Raw genomic sequence first — 23,640 nt, forward strand, 5'->3', positions numbered from 1 at the left:
TGTCTAACGGTTATCGTCACCCGGCGCGTATAAGCCGGCGAGTACCGTCAGATAGCAAACCAGAAAGGGCGACCTTCTTACTTCACCACCGCCGTGCTTTTAACCCCGTCGGCGGTTTGCAGGCGCAACACATACTGCCCGCTGGGTACGTTGGCTAGCCCGATGGTGCGCCGCTGCTGGCCGCTGGGTACGTTGGTTTCGGGTTGGGTCAGCACGGTTTGCCCCAACAGGTTCACCAGCGAGAGCGTCAGGGGGCCGGGTTGCTGCGTCGTAAACTCGACCGTGAGCTGATCGGCGGTGGGGTTCGGAAAGACGCGCAGGTTGATCGCCTCCTGCGTAGCCAATACCACCGCCGTTCCGCCGGTGGGGGGCGTTACCTGCTGCGCCCGTTTCAGAATCCAGTTGTTGGGGTCGAACAGGGCGCCGGTCACCGCGCCGCTTCCCGTAACGGTAAACGACTGAACGGGCCGATCATTGACGACCGTAACGATTCGATCGCCCGCCGCCGACTGCACTGTCACCTGGATGGGCATCGTAAACGACGTAGGATTGCTGCCCGCCGTTTGTGTCAGGCTCAACACCGCCGTGCTGGTACCCGCCACCGGAGCGATCGACCACTGGTAGGTGGGGTAACGTTCGCCATAAACCCATTCTTTGAAAAAGTAGTCGAGCGGTTGCCCGGACGTTTGCTCCATAATGCGCTGAAAATCTTCCGTCACGGCCGTGCTGTATGACAGGGGTGAAGTCGCGTAAGCCCGCATGCCCTTGTAGAACGTGCTGTCGCCCAGCACGCCCCGGAGCATGTGCAACACCGTAGCCCCTTTGGCATAGGAGCGGCCTGAGTTGAAGATTTCGTTGATGCTGTTGACGTTCTGCACGTAGAGCGTACCACTCACCAGTAAGGCTTGGTTCATGAAAGCATCCATATAGGCTTTATAGGCCGTTCGGCCGCCGATGGCCTCCTGATACACGGCTTCGCCATACGACGCGAACCCTTCATTGAGCCAGATGTTCTGCCAGTCGCGGCAGGTGATTTTATCGCCAAACCACTGGTGCATCAGTTCGTGCGAAATCACGTTGCGAGTCAGGGAGTTGGGAGCCATCGAGCTGATCGTCTGGTGTTCCATACCGCCCGCGTAGCCAAACTCGGCATGGCCGTATTTTTCCCGGATGAACGGGTACGGGCCAAACAAGTTGGAAAAGACCCGCATCATGGCGTTGGTTTCGTCGACGGCCGTTTTGTAGGTAGCTGCATCTTCGGGAAAAAGGTAATGCGTCACGGGCATCGTCTGGCCGTTGTAGCTGAAGGGCGTGTCGTACTGCTGGTAGTTGGCGCAGGCGATCGAGATCAGGTACTGGGCGATGGGGTAGCTGTTTTTCCAGCGGTACGTCTTGGTGCCGTCGGCGTTGGTCGTGACACCCTGCAACAGCCCGTTGGACACCGACACGAAAATGGGCGCGGCCGTAATGCTCACCGCCGACGAATCGGCCTTGTCGGCGGGGGTATCTTTGCAGGGAAACCAGTTTGAGGCGCCGTAAGGCTCGCTCAGGGAATAAATCAGCGGATTGTTAGGCCCGCCCGAGCCGTGGGTCGTAAAGACGAAGGCGTCGTCGGTGTTTGGGGGTACGCCCTGGTAGTATACCGTAACCCGGCCCGTTTGCCCCGCGGCTAGTGTCTGCGGGAGGGTTATCGTTAGGCGATTGTTTGCGTGTGCGTACGTCAGGCGCTGGCCGTTGCTCTTGACGGAGTCGACTTTTAGCACTGAGTTGAGGTCCAGAAAAAACTGGCTGATCGCGCTGCTGGCGGGGCGCAGGGTTACGGTCGTCGCGGCGGTCAGGTAGTTGGGCGTGTGCGTCAGGCGCAGGTCGAGTCCGTAGTAGGTGACGTCGATGGTCGCGTCGCCCGCCGACTGCACGGCGGGCCCCAGCAGCCGGGCCGATCCCTGACTCAGTCGACCCGGTTGCCCGAAAAAACGCACCTTCCCGGCCACGCAGGCATCGGTTCCGGGTACGTCCATACTGCCCGAGCCGGCGGGTACGTTGGTCTGCGCCCACACGCTGGTTGTCAGCAGGCAGCCTAGCAAGAAGAAGTAATTCATAAGCGCTGTCACCTAGCACCGCGGGGGATTGCCGGTCCGCTGACGGACGCGGATCGTTGCGGCCGCTACTTTAGTTGGATTGAAATAGTTTTTCCGGCTTCGCCGACGACCACTTTGCAGTCGTCGTAAGACGGGGCCGACATGCGAGGGCGTACGTTGTTGCTGAATCCATAGGGTTCGGTGGGGATACCAAACATCTTTTTGTCAATCTTGTCGTTGCCGTTTACGTCGTGGTAAATAGCCAGCGCGTAGGTGCCGGGGTCTACCTCAAACGTCGCCTGAACCGTCCGGCCCGTTGCCCCAATCGATTTGGCCTGTGCGGGTTTGGCTTTGTCGGGGAACCCGTTCTCGGAGGTGAACAGCCCGAAGCGCACCTGCCCTTTCAGCTCCCGGATGTTCTGGGCTTCGACGGTCAGCGTGGTTTTTTTGACGGGCGGATGGGAAGTAAACAGGCTGGTAAGGGCAAGCAGGAAAATAAGCATGGTGGAAACTGTTTTTGGATAAACGAAATTAACTTGCGTACTGATGCCCCGTACGCAAGTCGCATGATTGTACATCCCGCCCCGCCCTCAAAACGCTGGATTCTGAAGCCCTTCCCCGATGCACCGGCCCAACAAACGGCCGTTGAATCGTTGGTGCAGACGTTGAATATCAGCCCATTTCTGGCCAGCCTGCTGGTACAGCGTGGCGTCAGCAACTTCGAGGAGGCGCGTACGTTTTTCCGACCCGAGCTAACCCATCTGCACGACCCCTTCCAGATGCGCGACATGGACCGGGCCGTTGAGCGATTAACGCGGGCGATGCATACAGGTGAAAAAATTCTGATTTACGGGGACTACGATGTCGACGGTACCACGTCGGTATCGCTAATGTACGGTTTCCTGCGCACGCTTTACGACCGCCTCGATCATTACATTCCCGACCGCTATAAAGAAGGGTACGGTATCTCGAAAGCGGGTGTGCAATGGGCCGCCGACAACGGGTTTACGCTCATCATCGCGCTCGACTGCGGCATCAAGTCCATCGACCGCGTGGCCGAAGCCAACGCACTGGACGTCGATTTTATCATCTGCGACCACCACCGTCCGGGCGACGCCCTGCCTGATGCGGTGGCCGTGCTCGACCCCAAACGCACTGACTGCCACTACCCGTATAAGGAACTGACGGGCTGCGGCGTGGGCTTCAAACTCCTGCAAGCGCTCTGTCAGGTACGTGGTCTGCCCGAGTCGACGCTTTGGCCCTACCTCGATCTGGTGGCAGTGAGCATTGCCTGCGACATTGTGCCGATCACGGGCGAAAACCGGGTGCTGGCCTATTTTGGGCTGAAACAACTCAATACAGCGCCCCGGGTTGGGCTTTGTGCGCTGCTGCGCGTGGCAGGCTTTGTGAAAGAACACGAAACCTGCCCCCCACCCGAACGGGCGCTCGACATCACCAACGTGGTGTTTGGTCTGGGGCCGCGCATCAACGCCGCCGGGCGCATCAAGCACGCCCGCGCTGCCGTGGAATTGCTGCTCTGCAACACCCACGACGAAGCCGACGACCACGCCTACGGCCTGCAAACGCACAACAAAGACCGGCAGGACCTCGACAAGAACATGACCGAGCAGGCGCTGGCCATGATCCGCAACGACGAACTGTTAATAAAGGCTAAATCGACGGTGCTGTTCGATCAAAAATGGCACAAAGGCGTTATTGGGATAGTGGCATCGCGGTGCATCGAGCAATTTTACCGTCCCACGATCATCCTGACCGAGTCGAATGGCAAAGCGGCGGGGTCGGCGCGGTCGGTGGCAGAGTTCGACGTCTACGAGGCCATTGAAGCGTGCTCGGAGTTGCTGGAGCAGTTTGGCGGACACACCTTCGCGGCGGGGCTCACGCTCCCCATCGAGAATGTCGACGCCTTCCGGCAGCGGTTTGAGGAAGTGGTATCGGCTAAAATCCGCGATGAGCAATTGATTCCGCGCGTCGAGATCGACATTCCACTCGATTTCAGCGAGATCAACGGCAAGTTTTACCGGATTATGCGGCAGATGTCGCCGTTTGGTCCGCACAACATGTCGCCGGTCTTCCGTTCCGACGAGGTGGTGCTGGTGGGCGAGCCGGTCGTGATGAAAGAGAAACACCTGAAGTTTACGTGCCGTCAGGTACGTTCGGGGCACTCGTTCACGGCCATCGGTTTCGGCATGGCGGTGTGGGCCGATCACCTGCATCAGGGCGAACCCTTCTCGATCTGCTACTCCATCGACGAAAACCACTACGGCGGCACGTCATCGCTGCAATTGTATTTGAAGGATATTCGATTAGGGTAGTCAGTGAATGGATAAACTGCTGTTGGCGTTCGCTCTAGCTTTACCAACTTTGGCCAGTAGCCAAGGTCTTCCTAAAGGGGTCTACAGAGGGAATGAGCTCAATTTCTTGTTATGCTACCTTACTGTTACGGATTCTACTGCAGAAGTTGAGTATTTCAACAAGAAGGGCGGTGAGATATTCGGCCATCTGCCTCCTACCCGGGTACTCCTAACTCAGAAAAATAGTCCACTTTACCAGTCAATGGATGGCATCATTCGTGTCTATAAAAGGACAGGCTATTTGATGGTAGAAAAGAAGAAGTACGCTAATGTGAAGGTACGCTTGATGGAGTCAGGGATGGCTCAGCTTATCGATTACAGAAGACGTAATATTCTTTTTAAAAACCGTCTTCGTTCTGAGAAACCGCGTTCATCTAGCAGTGAACCAGATTGAAGTCACCGATCCACGATCATCCCGAAAATCCGCTTCATCCGCGCCCCATCAATCCCATATGATTCTCAGAACTGAAAATTTAGTCAAGAAGTACGGCAGCCGCTTTGTCAACAGCAATGTGTCGTATCAGGTCGCGCAGGGCGAAATTGTGGGCTTGCTGGGACCGAACGGCGCCGGTAAAACGACCTCCTTTTACATGGCCGTGGGGCTGGTGAAACCTAACAGCGGTAAGGTCTACATCGACGACCGCGACATCACCGACCTGCCCATGTACAAACGCGCCCGGCTCGGGCTGGGGTATCTGGCGCAGGAAGCCTCGGTATTCCGCGACCTGACGGTGGAGGAGAATATTCTGGCGGTGCTGGAAATGACCGAAAAGCCCAAAGACGAGCAGAAACGGCGTGTGGAGGAGCTCATCGACGAGTTTCACCTCGGCCACGTGCGTAAGAACCTGGGCAAAGTGTTATCGGGAGGGGAGCGCCGCCGCACCGAGATTGCCCGCGCCCTGGCCGTCGACCCGAAATTCATTCTGCTCGATGAGCCATTTGCGGGCGTTGACCCCATTGCGACCGAAGACATTCAGAGCATCGTAGCGCAGTTGAAACACCGCAACATCGGGATTCTGATTACCGACCACGACGTAAACGCCACGCTATCGATCACCGACCGGGCCTACCTGCTGATCGAAGGAAAAATCTTCAAACAGGGGTCGGCCGAAGACCTTGCCAACGACGAGCACGTCCGTCGGCTGTATCTGGGCCAAAACTTCGAGCTGAAGCGAAAAGTAATGTAGCGCCGCGCTAGTCCTTTGTTTCGCTGCGGCCAGTCTTACTCAGAATGCGGATGCGGTAGACGATGGTAGATGGAAAGTCGGCCACTCCGTTGGCATCTGGCTCTTTGTGTGGCGCCAGTCGGGCGGGGCCAAGCCGCTGTAGCGCGTGCTGCCGTTCGTCGCCCTGCAACTCTTCATACACGCCCTGCACGACTACACTCCGCCAGCAGGTGGGCGTGGCCTGTTCATCGACCTCAAAACAAACCGACGGATTTTGCCGGAGACTGCGGGTTTTGCCCCCTTCGCGGGTCTGCCCGTAAATGGCCTGTCCATCGTACAGGTACGTTACCGGCAATACCTGCACCTGCCCATTCTCGGCATAGCCAAGCCGCCCAAAGAACTGATTGCGGAGAATATGGTCGGTTACTTCCGGGGTCAGGTCACGTAACATAGCGGTCGGGGTTTGTCTATAAAGCTACCTAAGTGGGTCTCGTTTTTCCCGACTCCCGATCAGCCTATCAGGTGATTTCGCTCAACCGGGCAGTATCGGCCTAGCTATGGGCGCGGTGGCATTGCTGGTGGTGAGCCAGAGGGGCTGGGTACGTGTCCGGGCCAATACGTCAGCCATCATCTCCATTAAATCTTGATCATCGACGAGCCAGCCATCATAGGGCCTGATGAGCAAATGGAGCGTGGTCGCGTGTTCGGGGCTGGCCAGCAGCGTCTCGGTGGTCAAGTTGCCCAGCTTGGCATCACCCAGCATGGCAACCCACTGTTGCAAATGGCCCTCAGCGGCGGCTTTAGCCGGACGCAGCACGTCTTTATGCAGCGGTTGGTCGGGCGCCAGATCGTAGGGCAGCACCACGGTCAGCCGCGGCGCTGGTTGAGTGTGAGCAGTCAGCCAGTTTCTCAGCGTCAGAGCCGAATCGACCGAGCCATCGGTTACGTACAAGAGGGAGTTCATCAACGGGGCAGTTCGTTTACCTCAAAACTACCCCACCCACCCGCGCCAGCGGCTGACAAGAATCAGCGCTTTGATTGATTTATGGCACGTGTCAGGCAGCTCCCACCGGGTACGTTACCCCAATACTTCGCGCAGTACGGCCAGCGATTTTACCTCGCCGAGGTTATCGAAATGAATACGGTAATAAGCCACCAGGCCATCGAGCAGGTCGGCGCGCTGGGCCCGATTGAGCCGAACGGGCGTGTGGATAGGCGTGCTCAGAAACGTGTTGACAGCCTCGCTCATGGTGTCGTCGGCCAGGAAGGGCACCGAATGCTCGCGAAGTTGGGCTTCAAACTCGCCCGCACTTTCGGGACCAAAGCCCAGGAACGACGCCAGTTGCAACAGAAACGCGAGGTGGAAATTTTCGTACTGCTCGGTGGCTTCTTCGAGGTACACGATCGACGTGAGCAGAAACCGGAACAGCGCCGGGTTGCTGGCTTCTTCTTTCAGCGTTTTGGTGAGCATCTCGGTCACGAACAGGGCGATGCTCGACTTAGCCACTTCGAACGGAATGTGCTGAAACGGATAGGGCGTTTTCACCTCCGAAATCCGGTGCAGGTCGCGGTCTTCTTTGTAATACACGACCATGTCGAGCAGCGTCAGGGGCTGGAAAAGCGCAATCCGGTTGGTTTTGCTCTTGGCCGACCGCACCCCGTTGATGATGTAGCTTTGCAAGCCAAACGCTTCGGTATAAACGCGGGCAATAATCGATGATTCGCGGTAACGGATGTAGCTAAGGGCAATGCCCTGGGTTTTGTGCAGCATGAGCAAACGGGACGCAGTGACGCTACTTTATCAACAACCGAAGCGCTCAAAAAGTACCATTAGGGGCTGCCTTACCAGCCAGTTATTGAGTTGAGCAACAATCTACCCCGGCTACGCGTTGGACAATGCAGTGACCATTAACCTACCATTTCCCGTTGAAAGCTTTTCTACTTGCTGGCTGTTTGCTGCTATTCGTAGCGCTGTCAGGCTATGCACAACGCGATACGTCGTTTTATCGCACTACGCCCGTTCCGGCGCATCTACGGCCGATTGAACGGGCCATTGGCTCGTCGGCAATCGGTAGTGTGTATTTCTACGGCGGTAAGCGCCTGACGTCGGCGGCCTCTTTAGAGATTCCTTTTTTTGAACTCAACGATCCGCTCGTCAACCGGCATTACCGCAACTACCGCACCTGGACGACCGTGAGCCGACTGACGGCACTCGTGCCGCTGGTTTATTTCTTTACCCGGACCAAGTCCGTCGGGTTCAATTCGGGCGAATATTGGACGGTTTACGGTGGCAGCATAGTGCTGGCGTTCGGTACGGTGATCGTCGCCAACACGCAGGTCAACAAGGCCGTGGCCCGCTACAACACCATGCTCCGGCAAGTGCCCCGCGCCGAGTACCGCGTTGGGGCCGCCCTCGCCCCTACCCCGCTGGGTACGTATGCCGTCGGCGTAGGCGGGACGGTGCGGTTTTGACAAGACGTTTGAGGGTTGACGGTTCGCGTTTAAGTTGGCTGACGTTTTTTGTCATTCCGACCGGCGGACCGGTCGGAATGACAAAGAAAGCCGATCCCTCATTTCCCGTCAAACACCAGCACGACGCCTTTTTTGCCGTCGCCTTCACTGGCGATGTAGAGCGTGCCGTCGGGGGCAAAACAGATGCCTTCGGGCTGGCGCAACAGCTTTTCGTCGAGCGGCACCAGCGATTTCACCTTGCCCGAGGGCGTCATAACCAGCAGCCGGTGCGCGGCGCTCGACAGCACGTAATAGTCGCGGGTTTTGGGGTGTACGGCGATCCCTGACGGCTTAAATTCGGGCAGATCCGGCTCAAAGGCGCGAATGTCCTCCTGTTTCAGCACCGTTCCCTGAAACAGCGTCTTGTGCTGCAGGCTGTAGAGGTAAATCGTTTTGTCGAGCCCCTTGCCATCTTTAGTAGCCAGCACCAGCGCTTTGAGTTGCGGGTCGTAGCCGAGGCCTTCCATGTCATTTTTGCCAGGCAGGTCAATCTTTACGTGGCGCGTCTGCGGGCTGCCGCCGATAATTTTGATGCCATCGCGCGGCTCCATCTGGTAGAGTTCGCCGTCGCTGCGCATGATATACAACTGCCCGTCGACAAACTCGACGCCTTCATAATCACCGTTTTTACCGAAGATGTGCTCGTCGGCGACGGCGTGGGTACGTGTGTCATAGATAAACACTACGCCCAGTTCGTCCTGCACACAGGCGAGTTTGCCCGGTTTGTAATAGCTCAGGCCCGAAATTTCCCGCAGGTCATTGGGAAGTTTGTGGGTCTCGGCGGGCTGGTCGAGCGCATACGGAATCGGCGCACTGACGACCGCCGCCTGCGTGGTTTCGGCAGGTTGTTTTTTTGCAGGCTGGCAGGCGGCCGCCACCAGTACACTGGCAATAACCAAATTGAGGCGCATAGTTATAGAGCGTCGCTCCAGCAAGCCGGCTCAGGGTCGGGCCGTTAGGTGTAACTCAATGGGGCGATTTGGGCGCAAGGTAATTAACGGTTTGGGCCTGACAAGACGGGTATTAGCCGGTTGGAAGTCAAACCGCTGCACCAGCAAGGCCAGCAGAATCTGCATTTCGAGCAAGGCGAACTGATTGCCAATGCATAAGCGCGGCCCCCCACCGAATGGTAAATACGCGTAGGCGGGGCGTTCTTTCTCCTGCTCAGGCAGGAATCGGTCGGGGTCGAAGCGGTCGGGGTCGGGCCAGTGAGCAGGGTCGCGGTGCAGCAGGTACGGGCTTACCAGCACTGTATCGCCCTTTGGAATACGAAACGGGCCAATCTGATCCTCGCCCAGCGCCATCCGGCTCATCGCCCAGGCGGGCGGGTACAGCCGCAGTCCTTCCTGCACGACTTGCAGCGTGTAGGGCATGGCCCGAAAGGCCGCGATCGACGGCAACGTACCTGGCGCGTAAGGGCCCAGCGTGGCATCGACTTCGGCGCGCAGGCGGGCCAGTACGTCGGGGTGGCGGGCCAGCAGGTACGTTGTCCAGGCCATCGAGACGGCCGTGGTTTCGTGGCCCGCCGTGAAGAGCGTCACGCACTCGTCGCGCAGCTGCTGCTCCGACATCCGCCCGTTTTCCTCGTCTTCGGCATACATCAGCATGTCGAGCAGGTCGTCGTGGCGCTCGCCGGTCCGTTGGCGGTCAGCGATAAGGCTGTAAATCAGTTTATCGACCCGCTCACGCGCCTGCCGAAAGCGGATGTTGCGCGGCGTAGGCCAGTGCTGCGGCCATTTGATGGGCGACAGCAGCGAATCGTTCGCCAGTCGGTTGAGCGTATCAAGCGCGTTTGAGAGGCCGTCGAGCGCATCGCTGCCGGTTACGTCCGTGCTGAACAGCGTCTTGCAGACGATGCGCATGGTCACGTCCATAAACGCCTGCGACGTGTTCACGGGCGTTGTCAGGTCGTGCTGTGCCAGTTCGTCGATCCAGGCGGCCGATTCCTGCACCATGGTTTCACCAAGCAACGCAATTTTCTGCCGGTGGAAGGCCGGTTGCGCCAGCCGCCGTTGTTGCCGCCAGAAATCGCCATCGCTGGTAAGCAGCCCTTCGCCCAGAAACCGCTTCAAAATGAGAAAGGCGGGCGACCGGCCGTAGTTGCGGTGGTTTTCCTGCAACACGTGTTTGGCATCTTCGGGCCGGAAAACCAGGTACTGATTCCGCCCGCCGATGTTGATCTTCACGATCCGGTCGTACCGCTGAAAGAGCCGGCCGAACATCGCCAGTGGATCACGCGCGATTTCGAGCGTGTTTCCAACAAAGGGCAGGCCGGGATGAATGGGAGCGTCCATAAACAAAAATAGTCATTGGCCGCGCGTCAACTACGGTTATTCATTGCTTTTCACCAACGAATTCACCGACGGAGGCGCGGCCAATGACCACGGTTGTCTGAGCGGACGCAACGCCCGCTTATTTCACGCTCGCATAGCCCAACTGAAGGGCGTTGGGTTTGCCGGGGCGGCGCAGTTCGTAGGCCACCACCAGTTGATCACCCACTACGAGGCCGCTTGCATTCTGGCCCTGCTCCGAGCCAGCCAGCCATTGCATGTCGGCGGCTTTTTTAGCGTTAACCACACGGTAGGCAATGGCCGTAGTGGGGGTTTCGCCCGCGCCACGTACCTGCTGCCACAGTAACACGCCCCCGTTCGGTGCTTCAACCAATGAGGCCCCTTTTGCGGAGGGATCTTCAACCACAGCCAGCCGCTCGCCTTCCTGCGTGACGACCCGTACACCCGCCGTGTTGCTGGTGGTACCCGAGAACCAGGCTACCAGCGCCGATTTACCAAGCCGCACCGCGCTGGGGCCGCTGTGTGGGCAACCGTTGATCTTCCAGTTATCGGCGTAGAGGTTTTTAGGGGCCGAAAACGTCTTGCCGTTGTCGGTCGATTGCAGGCGCGAGATGTCGCGGATGTCGTCGTTGTTGTCCCGGTAATAGATGTTCAGCGTTCCGTTGGCATCCACCAGCATGCTGATGTTGCAGCAGTCGCAGGCGACGGGGTCGATGATGCGTTCAGGCTGAAACTGCCCGTTCTGGCTCACCACCAGCCGCAGGTTGCGCTCTTCATGCTTGGTGCTGCCCGCTACGTCTTTCAAGTACGCAATGGCAATTTCGCCGTTGCTGAGCACGGTCGCGTCGAAGAAACCGCGCAGCAGGTTAGGCGTTTTGTCAGAATCGACGGGCTGGGGCTCCGTCCAGGTACGTCCCTGATCGGTCGAGGTGCAGGTTACGATCTGCGTCGTAGCCGGGGCGCGACGGCCTCTGGGCTTTTCAGCAGCCGGTGCCGCTGGTGCGGCCGCTGCCGGCTGATGATCGCCGTGGTTCATACCGGCATGGTTTTCGGCCGGTGCGGCGGCCGGCGCAGTCGGCTGGGCCGACTCGGTACGTAGCGTGAACACAGCTACCAGCGTGCCGTTGGGCTTCGCCAGCACGCGTGGCTTCATCAGCGCGCTCGCGCCGATACCGTTAGCGGCATAAACCAGGTTTTTTTCGGAAAAGGTTTTGCCTTTATCAGCCGATGTGGCCGTGTACAGGAATAGTTTACCGTCGGGGTCTTTTTCGGTCCAGGACAATAAAACGTTGCCGGCAGGTAGCCGGGTCAGCACGGGGAGGGCTACGGCGCGGGTATCGTCGGCCACCAGCGGATTACCGGGACGACAGAAAGCCGGGCTGGCCAGCAGCAGAGCCGTCGCGATTGACAAGAAAAAACGCATGGTCGTGATTGGTTCGTGTGATTTCAAGGGCAAAAGTATACACTATTTAGAATCTTTCAAATCAATAATTTAACTATTGATTGTCAATGCCTTCAACGATCAAGTTGGGTAGAAATAGTATAACTACCTATTAAAAAAGCGCCACCGGACGAATCCGATGGCGCTTTCTACGCACTAAAAGTGGCCTTAGCTATTCACGACTTCTCCGCCGTTGACGTGGATAACCTGTCCGGTGAAGTAACTGGCGTCTTCCGAAGCCAGGAACACATAAGCGGGGGCTAGCTCAGCAGGTTGGCCGGGGCGCTTCAGCGGTACGTCTTTCCCAAACTCAGCCACTTCCTCGGGTGATTTGGTCGCGACGATCAGCGGGGTCCAGATCGGGCCGGGCGCGACGGCGTTAACCCGAATGCCCCGATCGACCATGTTCTGCGACAGCGAGCGGGTGAAGGCCGTAACGGCGCCTTTGGTGGCTGCGTAGTCGATCAGCGATTCGCTGCCCCGGTACGACACCACCGAGGTGGTATTGATGATGCTATCGTTGGCGTTCATGTGCGGCAACACGTTTTTGGTCAGCCGGAACATCGCCAGGATATTCAGCTCGAAGGTCGCCTTCATCTGTTCGTCGGAGATGCCCGTGAACTCCTTCTGCTCGACGTGGTTCGCCGCGTTGTTGACCAGAATGTTGATGCGTTTGTAGGTGCTGAGCACTTTCCCCACCGCCTCGCGGATGTGTGAAATGCTGCGCAGATCGCCGGGGATGAGCAGGCAACGCCGCCCTTCGGCTTCTACGAGCCGCTTGGTTTCCTGCGCATCCTGCTCTTCGCGGGGATGGTAGCAGATGGCTAGGTCGGCCCCTTCGCGGGCGAAATGCACCGAAATGGCGCGCCCAATACCCGAGTCGCCGCCCGTGATGAGCGCAATTTTATCGACCAGTTTATCGGCCCCCTTGTAGTCGTCCCGGATGTAGATGGGGCGGGGGTTCATTTCATATTCAAGACCCGGCTGTGCATCCTGATGCTGCGCCTGGGTAGGGATTTCCATTTGATCCATGATGAGGGTGGTTGGCGTTTCGAGGGTTAAGCGTTTACAATCGTGCCGCCGTTGGGGTGTAGCACGGCACCGGTTATGTACGAGGCGTCGTCGGAGGCGAGGAAGACATAAGCGGGAGCCACCTCGGCGGGTTGACCGGGGCGTTTCATGGGTACGTCCTTCCCAAACTGCATAACCATCTTCGAATCCATCGACGACGGAATCAGCGGGGTCCAGATCGGGCCGGGCGCCACGCCGTTGACCCGGATTTTCTTCTCGGCCAGATTGCTCGACAGGGCCCGCGTGAATGTCATAATCGCGCCTTTGGTCGATGAATAATCGATCAGATCGGCGCGACCCTGGTAGGCGGTGATCGACGTCGTGTTGATGATGGCGTCGCCCTCGTGTAGGTGCTTCACGGCGGCTTTCGTCACCCGGAAAAACGAATAGATGTTCGTCTCGTAGGTTTTCACCAGGTCTTCATCCTTGATCTTCTCGAACTGATCGTGGACGTACTGCACACCGGCGTTGTTGACCAGGATGTTGAGTTTACCGAAGTGCAGCACAGTATCGTCGACGACCTGCTCGCAGAACTTAGGGTCTTTCAGGTCGCCGCTCAGCAGCAGGCAATCGCGTCCTTCGGCTTCGACCAGGTCTTTGGTGCGTTGCGCATCGGTTTCCTCGGCGGGCGTGTAAACGATCGCCACGTCGGCCCCTTCGCGGGCGAAATGAATGGCCACGGCGCGGCCAATACCCGAATCGCCGCCCGTGATGAGGGCCACTTTGTCTTTGAGTTTATCGGCGCCCTTGTACTGATGCCGGATGTATTTGGGCTCAGGCACCATTTTGGCGTTGGAGCCGGGTTGCGGTTCCTGATGCTGTGGCGGAATGAAGCTGTCCATAAGTCGTTGTCTACCGGCTCGGCCGGGTTGCGTATCTGACAACGATAATGGAAAACCGGAAGGCGTTGTTTGGATAAATCTATCGAAATAGTGGGCTACTCCGCTTAAACCCAATTTTATCGGTAGCTCTGCGTCGTTTGACAATAGATCTTTTGTCAACATCTTTAACAAAAAATCTATTGTCAACTGTGTTGCCGCTGCTTCCCTTCAACTTCTCTCGCGATCCGTACCTGCTCCTCGACTTTTCGGCCAGCAACCCCGATCTAACTACGCTTGACCTGACCAATATCGACGTGTTCAACGACTATGTGTTCGGGAAGCTACGCGCCGCCGGAGCCGTAGTGGGCGTTGGGGGGTATAACGAGCACCGGGTCGTGTACCGGAACAGCCCGCACTTCACGCCCACGACCGACGAAGCCCGCGAAATTCACCTCGGCATCGACTTTTGGGCCGAGGCCGGTACGGCTGTCGTCGCGCCGGTTGATGGGGTGGTGCATAGCTTCCGCGACAACGCCCAATACGCCGACTACGGCCCAACAATCATCCTGGAACACCAGACGGAGGGCTTTCCGCGCTACAGCCTATACGGCCATCTGTCGCGGGCGTCGCTGGTCGGATTGCAGGAAGGGCAACCGTTCAGGGCGGGCGACAAACTGGCTGAATTGGGTCCCTACCCCGAAAATGGCGACTGGCCGCCGCACCTGCATTTCCAACTGATGCACGACATGCTGGGCCTGCACGGCGATTACCCCGGCGTCTGCAAACCATCGGAGCGATCCCTCTGGCTCGCCCGCTGCCCCGACCCGAATCAGTGGCTGGGAATTGAGGGACTCTAGGCGGGTTTAAGGTTCAATATCCAAAGTTCAAGGTTCAACGTGGCTGGCGCAAGCGTATTACTAACGCGACAGCCACGTTGAACCTTGAACTTTGGACATTGAACCTTAAACCTATTCACAACCACCTCCCCAACGCGCGGAGGCTGTTGGCGTTGTGGGCGGGCAGGAACCCATCAAGCAGGGGCATAGCGGCCTGCATGGCGGCGGTGTCGGGGCGGAAAGTGGGGTTGCCCGCCAGCGGGTTGAGCCACACCAGCCGGTGAGCCTTGCTTTTCAGTTTGGTGAGGGCGTCGGTGAGCAGCGTGGCGTCATCGGTGTCCCAGCCGTCGCTCAGGATCAACACCAGCGTGTGTTTGTTGACCAGCGACAGGTGGTTCTCGACGAACTGCTGGAGCGAATACCCGATTCGTGTGCCGCCGCCCCAGCCCGTCACCGTGTCGGCCAAGTGGTGCAGGGCCTCGGCGAAAGGGCGATTTTTGAGCGACTGCGTAACGCGGTGCAATTCGGTGCTGAACACGAAGGTATCGATCCGCCGGTAGACCGACTGGAACGCATACATAAACTGGATCAGGAAGGTGCTGTATAGGTCCATCGACTGGCTTACGTCGGCCAGAATGACCACGTTGAACCGGTTTTTGCGCGGCTTCTGGTAGATCAGTTCGAGCAGTTCGCCTCCGCGCCGCAGGTTCGTTCGTAGCGTCCGGGGCAGGTTTAGTTGCCGGGCCGCCTGGGTACGTTGCCGCCGCCGGTTGGCCCGGCGGGCGAGCGTCAGCGACAGTTCGCGGATGTGCTGCATCACGGCCTGTAAGTCGTCGGGCGCGATGGCCGAGAAATCCTGCCGGGCCAGGTTCTGCTGCGTCGAATAGGTCGTCAGCGTGGTTTCTTCCGTAGGCTTGTTACCGTACAGCCACGCCTTGAGCTGATTGAAATCGGGGCCCTTCTTCGGCTGGGTACGTTGCCGGGGGTTGGCCCCGTCTTTGGTTTTCGAGTCGACGGCTTTTTCCAACTCTTTCCAGTACTGCGCAAACAGCCGGTCGAAGGCATCCAGGTCCTGCGCCCGCCGACACAACACCGTCCGCAAGGCGAGCCAGAGCTGGGTACGTTCGCCCAGATCCACCTGCGCCAGCGCCAGCAGGGCCGTAGCGGCTTCGTCGGGCCCGACCGCCAGGCCATTGGCCCGCAAGAACCGGCAAAAGGCCACGATGTTGTGCGATAGGCTGGTTCGGCGCGTGATCATAGGTAACTTGACTTACGGAAACAGTGCTGACAGTCAACTAAGGGCAACTTAAACCTTATTTCACGTTAGGTACGTCTGTTGATTGACAAAAAATGATCGCGGTAGTAATTCGGGTGCCGAAAAGCTCCCAATTCGGTTTTACCCTACGGGAATTACGGCCGTTAGGCTTTCACTACGTCGGCTGCCGGCAAGCTAATCAAAAACGTAGAGCCTACACCCAGCTTGCTGTCGACAGTGAGCGTGCCACCGTGGGCTTTCGTAATGATATCGTAGCTCAGACTCAGCCCCAGCCCGGTGCCTTCGCCGGTGGGTTTAGTGGTAAAAAACGGCTGGAAAATCTTTGTTTGTACAGTCTCAGCAATACCTATCCCATTATCGGCTACCCGGATCTGCACGTGTCCATTATTTTGTTTTGTACTGACCGAAAGCGTGGGTACGTAGTCGGCAGGGCTTGTTTTGGCCCGCTCCTGCACCGCATAGAACGCGTTGGTGTAGAGGTTGAGCAGCACCCGCCCGATGTCGGGCGTCGCTACGTTTACGTCTTTCATTGTGGCGTCGAAATCAGTTTGCACGGTTACCGGAATGGCCTTCCCGTTTGCCTGCTGGCTTTCCTGCGCCAGCCGCAGGTATTGGGTAGCCAGCGTGTTGAGGTTCGTGGGCTGGCGGTTGGCCGAACTCATGCGCGAGTGGTCGAGCATGCCTTTCACGATAGCGCTGGCTCGCCCACCATGTTGCCTGATTTTTTGCAGGTTCTGGCTCAGATCGCCAAGGAGTTCATCGGTGTAGCCCTGCTCGGTTTCAGGCAGATGAGGTAGTGAGGCCTGTTTTAAGTCATCGACCAGTTCGGTGCTCACCTCCGCAAAGTTGTTGACGAAATTGAGTGGGTTCTGGATCTCGTGGGCGATACCAGCCATCAGTTCACCCAACGAAGCCAGTTTTTCTTTCTGGATAAGCTGCGCCTGCGTGATGGTCAGGTCGGCCAACGCTTTTTCCGCTTTGTCGCGTTGGTGGTTGATCTCGTCGCGCTGCTGCTGGAGCATCTGGTTGACCCGGTGTTTCTGTCGGTTGTTGCGGTAAAGCAGCACGGCCAGCAGCATAAACACCGCCAGCGCGCCCACCAGCACGTAGAGCATCACCCGCGTTCGGTAGGCTTCCTGCGCCTGTAGCGACGCTTGCTGCCGCATCTGCTCGTTGAACTCAATCGTCTGAAAATTGCGGGCTTTGTCGGCGCTTTCCAGGCTGTCTTTGGCCACGGCGGCCCGTTTCAGATAAGCCAACGCCTGCTCAGGAGCGCCCTTCTCGTGGAGGCTCGCCAGCAAGGTGCTGGCACTTAATACATTGGCTGGCAGGTTGGCCACTTCGGCCAGAGCGAGCGCCCGTTTAGCGTACACAATGGCGGAGTCGGGTTGCTGTTGTGCCCGGAAGACCTCGGCCATTTCCAGATAAGTCTGGCTAAGGGTGCTGTTGTTTTCAACCGACACCGACGCCGGAATACTCTGCCGGTAGTAGGTCAGGGCCAGCGCATAGCTGCCTAGGCGTTTGTAAATGTTGCCCAAGTTGATCAGCTCGATCTGGGCGTCGCTGGCGTTGAGCCGCCGGGTGATCTCGTAGGCGCTACGGGTGTAGGCCAGCGCCGAGTCCAGTTGATTCAGAAAGGCATAGTCGGAGCCGATATTCGAGAGGGCTGTCCGCTTCAGGTCATTGTCGGCGAGTTGGTCGGCCAGCGCGCGGGTCTTCTGGAAGTAACTGATGGCTTTGCGCGAATCCTTGCGTTCAGAATACACGATGCCAATGTTGTTGTAAGCGCGGGCCAGGGCATTGTCATCGTGGTTGGCTTCGGCAAGCTGCCCGGCGGCCAGGTGCGTTTCCAGCGCTTTGTCGTAGTTGCCCGTCAACCGCAGAATGGTGCCAATCCGGTTCAGGATACGGGCCTTTCCCCGCTTGAACTCAATTCGTTCGGCCAGTTGAAGCCCTTCCTGTGCGTACTGCATCGCCACGATAGGTCGCGAATACATCAACGAGCGCCCTAACTGATCGAGCAGGACCACGCGGGCCGTGTCGGGCATGGATTGGGCAAGGCGGGCGGTCAGGCTATCCGACAGGCTACGCTGAGCCAGCGCAGTCTGGCACCAGAGGTAACCCAGCGTGAGATACAGGAATCGTTTCATAGGCTGTCTATCCCGATACGTACCTGAAAAAGGCCGTTGTACTCCTACCCTCGTTTGCTTGCCTGCAAAGCCAACCTAAAGCTTTTTCAGGGTTAACGTGGGGTGTTAACAAATATAGTCCTGCGCGCCATCTAAGCCGGTTATCAACTAACTATATTTACTCAAAATCCACCCTTCATAACTAGCTGTGCGTCACTTAATTCTACTGTTATTAACGTTACTGGGTACGTTCGGGGCCAATGCGCAGCGACTTCACGTCGTTTATGCACTTGAACAGAACGACCGCGCGCTGGGACTCGTCACCCTGGCGAACGATGAACTGATGACGCAGGTGATGAAAACGGTGGAATGGGGGCTGGGCTACCCGATGGCGATCACGTACCTGCCGAAGGAGTCGTTTACCGGCGTAGCGCTCAAAAAGACACTCGCAAACCTCAAAACCGGCCCCAAAGACGTGATCGTGCTGTACTATTCAGGTTTCGGCCTAATGCCCACCCGCCCCGCCGACTCGTTTGCCAACTGGCGCTTTACCGACGTGGCGCAACGGGGGTTGGCTGTGAGCGACGTCGAGTCGTGGTTAATGGCCAAAAAAGCGCGGCTACGGGTCATTATCGCCGATTGCACGACCGAGCGTATTCGCAACGATAAGTATGTAGCGGGTGGTATTGGCGTGGGGCCCGATCTACGAAAACAGGTGGTCCGGCGGTTATTCCAGCAACCCTGCGGTCTGGTAAAACTGGGCAGTTCCCTACCGACCCAACTCGCGTGGATTCGTGAAGGGATGCCAGGAACCGTGTTTACGATTGGCTTCAACCAGGCCTTTCAAAACCTGCTCCTGAGCACCGTCGATTCGGCTAGTCTGGCCCGTGTGTCGTGGCCGTTTCTAGTCGAGAACACGGCAGGGATGATGAATAACCTGTTGTACAAGCTGCCCTTTGGGCAACAGCCCGTGCTGGAAGTAAAACCCTGCCAGCGTCAGCCGGGCAGCGTGACTCCGCCAACGGTGGTTGACCCGCTGGCCAACGAAACCCTGAGCGGCTTATTCAGTGCCCTGCTGTTGAACCCCGACTCACTACGACGCGCTCAACTGACCAAAAAACTGCTGGCCCTATGCGACGATAAAGCAACGGTGGCCGTAAGCCGGTTTATGAGTCACGAGCGCTATGATGACCCATTGGCGATCAACACGGTGCCGCTATCGTATCCGTTGCGAACGTACCTGAGCCAGCTACGCAATCCACTGGTACCCGTACCGGCCACTGGTTCCGCCAGCCCACCTGTGCCAATCAGCTCGCTACAGGTCATTTCGGTCGTGAGCAAAGAGGCGGATATGGCCGCCCCAAAACCCATTAAAAGCTTTGCGCTCCGCGAAGACTGGATAGATTACTAGCGGAAGCACACGCTGGTAACCTGTCCAGCCGACGGTAGCCGGGGGGTGCCCGTAGAGTACGGGCCTGTTCCGGGGCATCGTACCGCTGATCATAGATCATACATCGCTATGAAACTACTGCTACTTCTCGCCGGGCTCCCCTCCCTCCTGCTGGCGCAGGGACTGACCAACGACGATGCCCGCTATACCAGCCTGCCGCAAAAACGATTGGGGCAGGCTGTGTTACCGTCGCGGGTCGATTTGTCGGCCTACGTACCGGACGTGATCGACCAGGGCAAATTCAACACCTGCGTAGGCGTATCGGTTGGCTATTACCTGCGCACCATCCTCGAAGCCAAACGGCGCGGGATCACCAACAAAGCCGCCATCAACGGGCTACGGTTTTCGCCCGCCTACCTTTACAACCAGATCAAGGATGCCAACGATGCCGATTGCGTATTGGGAGCCGAAATCAGCCGGGCCCTCGACTACCTGAAAAAAAACGGACTCCCTACGCTGACTCAGCAGCCCTATCCCGCCTGCCAAACCACGACGCTACCCAGCCGACCCGACTCGCGCCTGCTCGACTACGTGCGGCTGTTTGCCCTTGCCGACGTACCCGACGACAAAGTGGCCGCTACCCGAAAAGCCCTTGCGGAGCAATCGCCCGTGGTGATTGGGGTGCAAACGACGCCATCCATTCGTGACCTGGCGTTCCGAAACAGTTTGTTCTCGCGTATAAAGACGGGGCTGGGTCAATCGGCCTCACAGGCTGACTTCTCACGCTGGCAACCCAGCAAATCGACATCGCTGGGTTTCGGCCACGCCATGTGCGTGGTGGGGTACGACGACGCCATGTTTGAGGAAGGCGCCTTTAAAGTCGTTAACAGTTGGGGGAGCAGTTGGGGCGACAAGGGCTATTTCTGGATCAGCTACGCCGATTTCGGGCAATATGCCAAGTACGGCTTTCAGGCCTACGTGCCACCCGTTACCAACCCCGGCAGCATTGTCCTGTCGGCGGACCTGACCATTTCGCTGGGTACGTTCGTGACGGGTACGGCCGTCGACGTCGACCGCTCCCGGATAGGCACAAAACTAATGGCTTACACGGTCAGGCAACCGCAACGGACCGGTACGCCGTTTTCGTTCAGTGCCGACGTATCCAAACAAACCTACCTCTACCTCATTACGGTCAATGCCGCCGATAGCGTGGCCGTCAAGTTATTTCCCGAGTCGGGCTTTAGTCCACTCATCGGCCCCAACACGCACATGGATTTACCCAACGACAGGCTGCTACGGCTAGACCGGTACACGGGCCTCGAATACTGGCTGTTTCTGTTTTCAGAGCGAGCCATCGACGTAGACAGCTACGTCAGGCGGATCAATGCCCAAAAAGGCCCATTCCCCGACCGGGTGTTGGCGGCTTTCGGGCCGGCGCTTGTACCCTATCAGCAGGTCAACTACAAGGACAAGAAAATGGGCTTTTTCCTGAAAAGCCAGCACCGGGGTCAGATCGTACCGCTACTAGTCAGCATGAAGCACATACCCTGACTACGCCGCCTTACGCCGGGAACCAAGCAGGTAGCCGATGACCAGGCCGACTACCACGCCGATACCGAGCGACAAAAAGTCGATGCCGGTTGATTCGTTACCACCACCGTCGCGGTGTACCTGGGCGAAGGCGCTACTGGCTACCGATAGGAAACAAAGCGCAGAGAATGTTAATTTTATCATGATTATGAGGTAGTTACATGAACGGAAATCACCTCAATGTACCGCAAAACGCGCTCTTTCCAAGAATAATTATTGAGCGCTGCGGGCGCCAACGCCTGCAAGGCAGGTCGCCAACAGGAGCCCCCTTTTTTTATGGCAACGGCAGCGAAAACCGTGCATACGGAACGGGGCCTTTGTAGAAGGTATCGCTGACGGCCTGCATGCCAAACCGGCGGTAAAAATCGGCGGCGTCGAGGCGGGCATCGCACCAGAGCCTTTTCGCCCCCAGCGCGCGGGCCTGCGCAATCACGTGGTTCAGCAACAACGTACCCACGCCCTGCCGCTGGCAGTCGGGGCGGGTGGCAAACTTGCGAAACCGCGCGTCGGGGCCAGCTACAAACAACGAAATCACCGCGACCAACTCCCCATCGCGGAACGCCCCGTAATGATGCCCCTCGTGGTCATTATCGACCTTCACGAAGTCGAACGGTTTATCGGGCCAAAGCACGGCATGGCGCAGTGGGTACGTTTGTTCGGGCGCGATGGGTTGGATGATGCTCATCTACAACTAACAGGATTAAATGTTTTCTAAATTCCTCCGCAAACAATGACATATATTAAAATAAATATAGAATAGTAAATGCATCTAATTACTGAATCTCATAGCAGTTGAATATAGCTCAAAGACCAAGAACCTAAAAATAAAAACCACAATAACATCTCTATAGAATAACAGAATTACTATTTCAGGAATTTTTTAAAACTCAAACTAATCAACATCTGAAAAAAATTATCCTTCTAAACTATTTCCCTCAGTCGACTTTCTAATAATTGTCGCCTTAGTTCTGAAAACTCTTTGAAATTCTCCGGAGACAAATCACACTCAGGAATAAAATGTCTGACTTTAAATTCTACTTGTTTTCTATTCTCTGGGAAATTAATTTTCAACCATTCATTGAAAGGTTTATCTTGCTTTTCAATATTCTCTTGCCCAGCTAAAAGCTGAAGATTTACTACAGTATTCGAAGAGTAAGAATAAGAGACAGTATTCCTTGGATGAATATGATCAAGGTGAGGTTTAATATCAAAATCTGGATTTCCGTATATAACAGAAAGTAAATTATAAACTCCTCGATCTCCATAAGATGTCCACAAAAGGCTTGAGATTTCTTCTGAATTAAACGATAAATTCCTCGAAGTATTTTTCACAGAATCCTTCAAAGAAGAAAAATCAAAATCTTTCTTTTCTTTAATTGATTTCCTAAAATATATCAATAGAGCGTCTGTTTGACCGCTAAACGTCCTTTTTAAAATTGTTATATTGATCCATTTCAAAATTTCTTCCCGCTTATCTCTGTAGTGCGTAGATGTCTTAAAAGATGGATCATGTTGATAATTATGTAAATAGTATGCGATTGGCAAAAAAGCGTTATAGCTATAAATATTACTGTAATCAAAACCAAACCTATTAGCTAGAGCTACAGTCCTTAATAATGAAACTTTTATCATATCCCATTGATCTTCAATCTTACTCATATTAACTCTATTGAAATTATCTACTTTAAATCTTATATCATTTATGTCGGCAAGATACAAACATGCTTTTAGTATCCAATCTTTTGTTATGCCCCAAAAGCCTAAGCTTCTTAACTCATCATACAAGCGGTTAATTTCCTCCCTGGCATCTTTTTTCAACCACTGTGCTGCAGCTGTAGAAAACAGCATATCAGAATAACTCAGATTCACACCGCCACTATTAATCCTTATGAATATATTTAATACTTTATCAAGTTCGGTTGATTTTTCTAAAAAGAAGTTTATTAACTGGGTCTTGTTTACAGCTTCGTAGAGCCTATATAAAATCGAAAATGGTTCTTTACTAGCATTCAATTGTTTTTCATGTATATAATTATTAATATCAGTCAAATCATTTATTTTCAATATATCAGAAACTTTATACCAAAACATATCATCCCCCCTAACATCTGCTTTATCTTTGGTCAAAAACTGAAATTGATATTTACCTGATTCATCATTTGAAAGCGATGATATATTTAAATATAATTCACGTTTAAAATAATTAGCCTTTACACCTTTCCTAGTTTTGTAATATCGCTCCCCATAACTACCCATCAAACCAATATAAAAACTAGTCAACCTCTGCTGTCCATCTAAAATTGCAGTGAAGTCACCGTTCAAACTAGCCAAATTAGCTTTTTCATTATGCTCGCCAATTTCTTCAGTGTAATCTTTAATAAACTCGTAGAATTGATAGTCATATCTATTTTCATATTTTACTTGCCAAAACAAAAACGAATTAATGGGAAATCCTTGCATAATACTATCAAATAGCCTTTCGATTCGCTCTGGTTTCCACACAAACTCTCTTTGGATTGCTGGCAAAAAATATTTTCTACTATGTATATTTTCGACCGCTTCTCTAATTGTAATTGGAGTTTGAAATGACATGTTTAGCTTATTTTATCTTTCTTATTAATGAGTGAATTGGTCCGTAAAGTCCTCCTACAGTAGAAGCTGTCTTATT

The 23,640-nt window shown here is 55.7% G+C and carries 22 protein-coding genes; 7 read left to right on the forward strand and 15 right to left on the reverse strand.

Annotated elements, in window-relative coordinates; all coding sequences use genetic code 11:
• Window positions 1-77: 77 nt before the first annotated feature.
• Window positions 78-2,099, reverse strand: coding sequence for a M1 family metallopeptidase (locus FAES_RS24900; RefSeq protein WP_015333971.1), 2,022 nt, complete (start codon window positions 2,097-2,099; stop codon window positions 78-80).
• Between the two features lie 65 nt (window positions 2,100-2,164).
• The gene (locus tag FAES_RS24905) at window positions 2,165-2,581 is read right to left on the reverse strand and encodes a DUF2141 domain-containing protein (protein ID WP_041258375.1); all 417 of its coding nucleotides are present in this window, start codon (window positions 2,579-2,581) and stop codon (window positions 2,165-2,167) included.
• A 63-nt stretch (window positions 2,582-2,644) separates the two neighbouring features.
• Here FAES_RS24905 and recJ point away from each other — a divergent pair, with 63 nt between their 5' ends.
• From recJ to lptB, 3 genes are read left to right on the forward strand one after another with little or no spacing between them, the layout of a single operon-like run.
• Window positions 2,645-4,411 carry a single-stranded-DNA-specific exonuclease RecJ gene (recJ, locus tag FAES_RS24910; protein ID WP_041258376.1) on the forward strand — a complete coding sequence of 589 codons (1,767 nt, stop codon included), beginning with the start codon at window positions 2,645-2,647 and terminating at the stop codon, window positions 4,409-4,411.
• A 7-nt stretch (window positions 4,412-4,418) separates the two neighbouring features.
• Window positions 4,419-4,844, forward strand: a complete 426-nt coding sequence (locus FAES_RS24915) for a hypothetical protein (RefSeq protein WP_041258377.1) — start codon at window positions 4,419-4,421, stop codon at window positions 4,842-4,844.
• Between the two features lie 58 nt (window positions 4,845-4,902).
• Entirely contained in the window at window positions 4,903-5,637 is a 735-nt protein-coding gene (gene lptB, locus FAES_RS24920) for an LPS export ABC transporter ATP-binding protein (protein WP_015333974.1), read from the forward strand.
• A 7-nt stretch (window positions 5,638-5,644) separates the two neighbouring features.
• Here the strand turns inward: lptB and FAES_RS24925 are convergent, their stop codons facing one another.
• From FAES_RS24925 to recO, 3 genes are all read right to left on the reverse strand, one after another.
• Window positions 5,645-6,067 carry a pyridoxamine 5'-phosphate oxidase family protein gene (locus tag FAES_RS24925; protein ID WP_015333975.1) on the reverse strand — a complete coding sequence of 141 codons (423 nt, stop codon included), beginning with the start codon at window positions 6,065-6,067 and terminating at the stop codon, window positions 5,645-5,647.
• Window positions 6,068-6,148: 81 nt separating this feature from the next.
• Window positions 6,149-6,580: a hypothetical protein gene (locus tag FAES_RS24930; RefSeq protein WP_015333976.1), complete on the reverse strand. Its 432-nt coding sequence runs from the start codon at window positions 6,578-6,580 to the stop codon at window positions 6,149-6,151.
• A gap of 114 nt (window positions 6,581-6,694) precedes the next feature.
• On the reverse strand, window positions 6,695-7,387 hold the full coding sequence (gene recO / locus FAES_RS24935) for a DNA repair protein RecO (RefSeq protein WP_015333977.1): 693 nt from the start codon (window positions 7,385-7,387) through the stop codon (window positions 6,695-6,697).
• Between the two features lie 155 nt (window positions 7,388-7,542).
• Here recO and FAES_RS24940 point away from each other — a divergent pair, with 155 nt between their 5' ends.
• Window positions 7,543-8,088 (forward strand): hypothetical protein, encoded by a 546-nt coding sequence (locus FAES_RS24940; protein WP_015333978.1) that lies wholly within the window; start codon window positions 7,543-7,545, stop codon window positions 8,086-8,088.
• 98 nt (window positions 8,089-8,186) lie between these two features.
• Here FAES_RS24940 and FAES_RS24945 read toward each other — a convergent pair whose 3' ends face one another.
• The 5 genes from FAES_RS24945 to FAES_RS24965 form a co-directional block, all read right to left on the reverse strand.
• Window positions 8,187-9,038, reverse strand: a complete 852-nt coding sequence (locus tag FAES_RS24945) for an SdiA-regulated domain-containing protein (RefSeq protein WP_015333979.1) — start codon at window positions 9,036-9,038, stop codon at window positions 8,187-8,189.
• Window positions 9,039-9,068: 30 nt separating this feature from the next.
• Window positions 9,069-10,421 (reverse strand): cytochrome P450, encoded by a 1,353-nt coding sequence (locus tag FAES_RS24950; RefSeq protein ID WP_015333980.1) that lies wholly within the window; start codon window positions 10,419-10,421, stop codon window positions 9,069-9,071.
• A gap of 118 nt (window positions 10,422-10,539) precedes the next feature.
• Window positions 10,540-11,841, reverse strand: coding sequence for a sialidase family protein (locus FAES_RS24955; RefSeq protein ID WP_015333981.1), 1,302 nt, complete (start codon window positions 11,839-11,841; stop codon window positions 10,540-10,542).
• A 186-nt stretch (window positions 11,842-12,027) separates the two neighbouring features.
• Window positions 12,028-12,891 (reverse strand): SDR family oxidoreductase, encoded by an 864-nt coding sequence (locus tag FAES_RS24960; protein ID WP_015333982.1) that lies wholly within the window; start codon window positions 12,889-12,891, stop codon window positions 12,028-12,030.
• Window positions 12,892-12,917: 26 nt separating this feature from the next.
• Window positions 12,918-13,772: an SDR family oxidoreductase gene (locus FAES_RS24965; protein ID WP_041258379.1), complete on the reverse strand. Its 855-nt coding sequence runs from the start codon at window positions 13,770-13,772 to the stop codon at window positions 12,918-12,920.
• 188 nt (window positions 13,773-13,960) lie between these two features.
• Here FAES_RS24965 and FAES_RS24970 point away from each other — a divergent pair, with 188 nt between their 5' ends.
• Window positions 13,961-14,608, forward strand: a complete 648-nt coding sequence (locus tag FAES_RS24970) for a peptidoglycan DD-metalloendopeptidase family protein (RefSeq protein ID WP_229364531.1) — start codon at window positions 13,961-13,963, stop codon at window positions 14,606-14,608.
• Window positions 14,609-14,723: 115 nt separating this feature from the next.
• On the opposite strand, the gene FAES_RS24975 is transcribed toward FAES_RS24970, so the two are convergent.
• Together FAES_RS24975 and FAES_RS24980 are read right to left on the reverse strand one after the other, a co-directional pair.
• A complete protein-coding gene (locus FAES_RS24975) occupies window positions 14,724-15,845 on the reverse strand; it encodes a vWA domain-containing protein (protein ID WP_015333985.1) in 1,122 nt (373 codons plus the stop codon).
• Window positions 15,846-16,006: 161 nt separating this feature from the next.
• A complete protein-coding gene (locus tag FAES_RS24980) occupies window positions 16,007-18,013 on the reverse strand; it encodes a tetratricopeptide repeat protein (protein ID WP_015333986.1) in 2,007 nt (668 codons plus the stop codon).
• A 187-nt stretch (window positions 18,014-18,200) separates the two neighbouring features.
• Here FAES_RS24980 and FAES_RS24985 point away from each other — a divergent pair, with 187 nt between their 5' ends.
• Both FAES_RS24985 and FAES_RS24990 read left to right on the forward strand, forming a co-directional pair.
• On the forward strand, window positions 18,201-19,403 hold the full coding sequence (locus FAES_RS24985) for a hypothetical protein (protein ID WP_015333987.1): 1,203 nt from the start codon (window positions 18,201-18,203) through the stop codon (window positions 19,401-19,403).
• Window positions 19,404-19,511: 108 nt separating this feature from the next.
• Complete coding sequence (locus FAES_RS24990) at window positions 19,512-20,933, forward strand: C1 family peptidase (protein ID WP_015333988.1); 1,422 nt, start codon at window positions 19,512-19,514, stop codon at window positions 20,931-20,933.
• Here the strand turns inward: FAES_RS24990 and FAES_RS24995 are convergent, their stop codons facing one another.
• The 3 genes from FAES_RS24995 to FAES_RS25005 form a co-directional block, all read right to left on the reverse strand.
• The gene (locus FAES_RS24995; protein WP_015333989.1) at window positions 20,934-21,116 is read right to left on the reverse strand and encodes a hypothetical protein; all 183 of its coding nucleotides are present in this window, start codon (window positions 21,114-21,116) and stop codon (window positions 20,934-20,936) included. It abuts the gene before it with no gap.
• A 130-nt stretch (window positions 21,117-21,246) separates the two neighbouring features.
• Window positions 21,247-21,657 carry a GNAT family N-acetyltransferase gene (locus FAES_RS25000; protein WP_015333990.1) on the reverse strand — a complete coding sequence of 137 codons (411 nt, stop codon included), beginning with the start codon at window positions 21,655-21,657 and terminating at the stop codon, window positions 21,247-21,249.
• 236 nt (window positions 21,658-21,893) lie between these two features.
• A complete protein-coding gene (locus tag FAES_RS25005; RefSeq protein WP_015333991.1) occupies window positions 21,894-23,564 on the reverse strand; it encodes a DUF262 domain-containing protein in 1,671 nt (556 codons plus the stop codon).
• Window positions 23,565-23,640: the final 76 nt, after the last annotated feature.

It is taken from the genome of Fibrella aestuarina BUZ 2 (assembly GCF_000331105.1).
Classification (GTDB): domain Bacteria; phylum Bacteroidota; class Bacteroidia; order Cytophagales; family Spirosomataceae; genus Fibrella; species Fibrella aestuarina.